The 5,043-nt window shown below is 62.4% G+C and carries 5 protein-coding genes; all 5 read left to right on the forward strand.

Annotated features, from left to right (window positions below; genetic code table 11):
• Positions 1 to 136: 136 nt before the first annotated feature.
• Positions 137 to 421 (forward strand): hypothetical protein, encoded by a 285-nt coding sequence (locus KF886_26825; GenBank protein MBX3180975.1) that lies wholly within the window; start codon positions 137 to 139, stop codon positions 419 to 421.
• A gap of 206 nt (positions 422 to 627) precedes the next feature.
• The gene (locus KF886_26830) at positions 628 to 1,524 is read left to right on the forward strand and encodes a DUF1559 domain-containing protein (GenBank protein MBX3180976.1); all 897 of its coding nucleotides are present in this window, start codon (positions 628 to 630) and stop codon (positions 1,522 to 1,524) included.
• Positions 1,525 to 1,741: 217 nt separating this feature from the next.
• On the forward strand, positions 1,742 to 3,001 hold the full coding sequence (locus KF886_26835; GenBank protein MBX3180977.1) for a TerC/Alx family metal homeostasis membrane protein: 1,260 nt from the start codon (positions 1,742 to 1,744) through the stop codon (positions 2,999 to 3,001).
• A 275-nt stretch (positions 3,002 to 3,276) separates the two neighbouring features.
• On the forward strand, positions 3,277 to 3,831 hold the full coding sequence (lspA, locus tag KF886_26840) for a signal peptidase II (protein ID MBX3180978.1): 555 nt from the start codon (positions 3,277 to 3,279) through the stop codon (positions 3,829 to 3,831).
• 128 nt (positions 3,832 to 3,959) lie between these two features.
• Complete coding sequence (locus KF886_26845) at positions 3,960 to 4,865, forward strand: hypothetical protein (GenBank protein MBX3180979.1); 906 nt, start codon at positions 3,960 to 3,962, stop codon at positions 4,863 to 4,865.
• The last annotated feature ends 178 nt before the right edge of the window (positions 4,866 to 5,043 follow it).

The raw sequence follows: 5,043 nt of genomic DNA on the forward strand, positions 1-5,043 counted from the left end.
TGAGGGGTGAGGGGTGAGGGGTGAGGGGTGAGGGGTGAGGGGTGTTGAGGGGTTGTGTTGTTCCATAATTTATCTTGACAACGAGATTGCATTGTCGTAGCATTGAGGCTGCATTATCATCAAGAGGTGGTATTCGATGGCGCAGCGCAGCATTTTGCAGAGCATCCTGCTTCTCCTTGTGGGGTTGGTGCTTGTCGCTTTGCCATTTGCGAGCGCCTGCCATCATCATAACGAGGATCCGGCGAAGCCCTGCTGGTTTTGCGTGACCGTGGCGGTTGCGCTGCTGCCTTGGGCTGCGGCTTTCTTCGTTACCGCGCCCGCGCTGGTGTCGCGTCTCGAGCGGTTTACGCCCGCGCCTCGCCGCCGATCCTGGAGCGCCTGCCGGCGCCGCGGCCCGCCGTTCGCCTTCTCCACAGGCTGAACGTCTCGCGTTCCCCGCTTTCCGCCCTCCGCCGCCTGACGCGGAGGGGCGGTGAATGCGGTTGACGCGCGATCCCCCGCCCTCGGTCGCCCAGGTGGAGCAGCGGCGCCGGGGGTGGTAAGCGCCGATCCCGGAAGCGTTCAGCCTGCCCATTTCGTGGCTTTTCCATGCTGAACCATTTAGAGACTTCCTGGAGATTACGCACCATGCGCAAGCACGGCTTTACCCTGATTGAACTTCTTGTAGTAATTGCGATTATTGGTATACTTGCGGCGATCCTGCTGCCCGCGCTGGCGCGTGCGCGGGAGGCGGCGCGGCGGGCCAGCTGCCAGAATAATCTGAAGCAGCTGGGCCTGGTGTTTAAGATGTACGCCAACGAGAGCGCGGGCCAGCGCTACCCGAAAATGAAGGTGTTGAATTGTGACGGCGAGATCCAGCCGTGGAACGCGATCTTCGAGCCGACGCAGGTCTTTCCCGAGTATCTTACCGACTGGAACGTGCTGATCTGCCCGAGCAATTCGGGCGGGGGCACGGCCCTGGAGCACTGGGATCAGGGCAGCACCCCGAGCCCGCTGTGGGAGGAGATCGCGGGGTACTCGAACAATGGCGTGGTGGAGCCTTGTGAGGTTAACACCGAGCCCTACTATTACTACGGGTACGCGATTTCCGATTCGATGTTCCGGGTTGAGGAGGATTTCGAGAATTTTGAAGCGGCGGTGGAGGCCCTGGCCGAAGAGGTGGAAGATGGCGATATCGACGCGGTCGACCGCGATTGGCGGATGGTGGATGAGAACGGTGCGCCGGTCCCGGTGGGGGGCATGAATGTAATCTTCCGGCTCCGTGAGGGTATTGAGCGTTTCTTCATCACGGATATCAACAACCCGGGCGCCAGCGCGCGTGCGCAATCGGAACTTGCGGTGATGCACGACGCGGTGGCGGAGGAGCCCACCCACTTCAACCATATCCCGGGCGGGGCGAACGTGCTTTACATGGACGGGCACGTGGCGTATATGAAGTATACGGGCGAGTACGAGACAAAGTTCCCGATCAACCACGCGGGCTTCGTGCTGCACGAGGCGGGCGAGGGCGGCCATCACCACTGACGCGTTCGGAAATTGAAGCTGCTGGCGCGCCACCCTTCTCCGGGGCTGGCGCGCCAGTTTTTTTTTCGATCGGGCGGACGGGGAGACATGGGGTTGCGTGTTTTCGGAATGGTATTTATTGTATACGTTGCGTTTCATAACCTCCCGCGCGCGGGGCCCGGCCCCCCGGGGGAATTGAGGCGCCGGCATTGGCGCCAGACCCGGAGCGATTGAATTCATGCTTGTCTGGCTGAGCTTCCTTGCCGCAATCGGATTGGTGCTGGCGGTGGAAGTAGGGGTGGCGAACCGGCGCAAGGCCGCCTTGCATCCCAAGGAGGCGCTTGCATGGACGGGCTTCTGGATTGCGCTTGCCCAGGTGTTCAACGCGTACGTTTTCGTGCGGTACAGCCGCCGGGCGGCCGCGGCGGGGCCGGGCGTGGAGCCGGTATTGAGCGGTTGGGAGGCGTCGGGGCAGTTCTTCGCGGCCTATACGCTGGAGAAGCTCCTCAGCCTCGACAACATTCTTGTCATCGCGCTGATCTTCGCGTATTTCCGGATTCCGGGGCGTTTTCAGCACCGGCTTCTCTTGTGGGGCATCGCGGGGGCGCTGGTTCTTCGCGGGCTGATGATCTCGCTGGGTGTCATCCTGGTGGAGTCTTTTGGCGGGATTACCTACGTTTTCGCGATCATATTGCTTGTGGGCGCTCTGGCGATGCTCATCAGACGGCCCGGCGGGGCTACCCGGACGCCGTACAGGCGGCTGGCCCGAATCGCCGAGCGTTTCGCGCCCGCGACGGACGATTTTGGGGAGGGGCGTTTCTTCAGGAAGATTGAGGGCGTGACCCATGTTACGCCGCTTTTCCTGGTGTTGATCCTGGTGTGGCTGACGGATCTGGTGTTCGCGGTGCACTCGGCGCCGGTGGCGTATGCGGCTACGGAGGATCCGTTCATCATCTACAGCGCGAATGTGTTCGCCCTTCTCGGGCTGCGTTCGCTTTACTTTGCTTTCGCCGGAATGCTGGGGATATTCCGCTACGTGCAGGCCAGTTTTCTTGTGATCCTGGTGTTCATCGCCGTGAAAATGTTGCTGGTTGATACGTACCCGGTACCGCTGCCGCTTTCCGTGGGTTTTGTGGCGATTGCGATTGCGGGCGGCGTTGGGATGTCGGTGGCGCGGGCGGCCCGGCACGGCGGCTGGGATTTTGCGTTGCTCGAACTGGAGCCTGGTTCGCTTGCCCCGATTAATCAGCGGCAGGCCAAGCGCATTATCGCGCTCGTCGTTGGGACGACGTTGTTGCTGTTTGGTACCGCCATGCTGGTGTTGCCGGGACCGGGGATACTCACAATCGGCGGCGGGCTTGCGGTTCTGTCGTCGGAGGTGGTCTGGGCGCGGCGGCTCCTGAACCGGGTGCGGCGGATGTTCGGGATGGATGCGTTGCCGGATCCGCCGGAAGAGAAGGAGAAGGAGAAGGAGAAGGAGAAGGAGAAGGGAGATTGATGGTGGCGCGGCGTGGATTGAACGGATAATCGGGTTCGTGTGGTGGTGGGCGTATGTTGGGTCAGCCAGGGATGGCTAACCTCCTGGATGGCGCGGGGGGTTGGGAGGTGGGGGGGTATGGCGTATGTGCGGCGGTACGTCCCTGGTTCCGGTGGGATTGCGCTTGCTTTTGATTCCGTCGCGCGCCGTTACCTATACTCTCGTGTGGCCGCGTGCGATGGGCAGGCGGCCCTGTTTTTTTGCAGCGCGCCTTCGCGGGCGGACCAGAATTTCCTATGACGTATAAAGAACGAGTCGTGTTGATCGCCTGGATTGTGGGGGTGTGTCTGGTGCTTGATCAGGCCACGAAGCGGATGGCGATCGCCTGGTTGCAGGGGGCTCCGCCGCACATTTTTCTGGGGGATGTGTTTCGCCTTCAATATGCGGAGAACACGGGCGCGTTTCTGGGATTGTTCGGGCAGATGTCGGAATTCGTGCGATCGACGCTGCTGATCGGCTTCAATTCGGTGATTCTGGTGGTGGTTTCGGTGTTTTTGTTTGTTTCGCGAAACATGGCGCGCCTGGTTACGGTTGCGCTGGCGCTTATTCTGGCGGGGGGCATCGGCAATCTGATCGATCGGGTTGTATACGGGGGGTATGTGGTCGATTTCATGAATCTGGGCCTTCCGTGGGTGTCCATCCGGGGGTGGGAGCCGCGCACCGGGATTTTTAATATCGCGGATGTTGCGATTATGGCGGGTTTGGGGCTCATGGTGGCGGCGGAGTTTCTGCGTGCGCCGGACGAAGGCGAGTCGCCCGTGGCCCGGGCCGACGATCCCGCGGATTCCTGAGGGGGCCGCGACGGGAAGGCCGCTTCTCGTCTGAATTCCCCGCTCTGATGGGGTTGCGGCGCGGGGCGTTCGGGTATACACTGACGATCACCGGCTGCGATGGATTGTCCGTGCAGGAGGGTCAGGCCATGTTGCGTATCATCCGCTTTTCACCCCATCTAATCGCTGTTTTCCTCACGGGTTGTTTGCTTCTTGTGGTCATGCCGGCGGTGGCCGAGCCGCCGCAGGATGCGGTTGACCCGCGATCGGCGCCGCCTTTGGAAACGTTTCAGGCGGACATGGAGCGGCGCCTTGCGGAAGAGAACGAGCGGCTGGAGGCGCGGCTGGAGGAGATGCGGCGCGTCTGGGCGGCGGAGCAGGAGCGGTTGCGGCGGGAGTTTGCGCAGCTTCAGGAAGAAAGCGAGAAGGCGTACCGCGATATCAATGCGCGGGCGCAGCGGTTCTTCGAGGAGAATGAGGGCGAGATCCATCGCGGCATGCGCGAGCTGCATCATTCGCTGGGGGTGCTGGGCGATTCGATGCTGGGGCAGTTTCGCGCGTGGAGTGAACAGGCCGGGGGGGAGGGCGCGCGGGATGCGGATGCGATGCCTTCGCTGTCGGTGACTTTCTATGTGCTCGCGGCGGGATTGCCCGGGGAGGCGGGCGCGCCGCTACCGGAACGGCTTGCGGACTTGCGCGCGGAACTGGAGGCGGCGGGCCAGGGCGGATCGCTGGTGCTGCTGGATCAGCTGCGGGTGCAGACGCCGCCGGGGGCGCCGGTTGCGGCGATGAGCCACCTTACGGACGCCCGGCCCGGCACCGCGCAGCCGTACACGGTTGAGTTGGATGGGCTGGAACCGGAGGGCGCGGGGCGGCTGCGCTTTCAGAATCTACGTTTTCGGGCGAGTATCGACACGGATGGCTTTGCGCGGAAACTGGAGATCCAGGCGAGTCCGGTTCTTGCTATGGGGCGTCCGGCGCTGATCGGCACGACGAGTTTTGGCGGTGCGGGCCAGGCGCTGTTGTTGGTTGCGGAGGTTGGGGCGGCGGAGTAGGGCTGCGGGGGGAACCGGGGATGGACGCGAATTCACGGAGGGCCGCCTCTGGGCGCAACCAAAGAAGGGATCACCACGAAGGGCACAGGGCAGCCTTGGGCCGCAACCAAAGAAATGATCACCACGAAGGGCACGAAGGTCACGAAGAAAAAAAGAGAATAGCTTTAACCGCATAGAA

The sequence above is a fragment of the Candidatus Hydrogenedentota bacterium genome (assembly GCA_019637335.1).
Classification (GTDB): Bacteria; Hydrogenedentota; Hydrogenedentia; order Hydrogenedentales; family JAEUWI01; genus JAEUWI01.

Coding starts and splice junctions, on each gene's coding strand:
- KF886_26825 (MBX3180975.1), top strand. CDS start 137: ATGGCGCAGCGCAGCATTTTGCAGAGCATCCTGCTTCTCCTTGTGGGG.
- KF886_26830 (MBX3180976.1), top strand. CDS start 628: ATGCGCAAGCACGGCTTTACCCTGATTGAACTTCTTGTAGTAATTGCG.
- KF886_26835 (MBX3180977.1), top strand. CDS start 1,742: ATGCTTGTCTGGCTGAGCTTCCTTGCCGCAATCGGATTGGTGCTGGCG.
- lspA (MBX3180978.1), top strand. CDS start 3,277: ATGACGTATAAAGAACGAGTCGTGTTGATCGCCTGGATTGTGGGGGTG.
- KF886_26845 (MBX3180979.1), top strand. CDS start 3,960: ATGTTGCGTATCATCCGCTTTTCACCCCATCTAATCGCTGTTTTCCTC.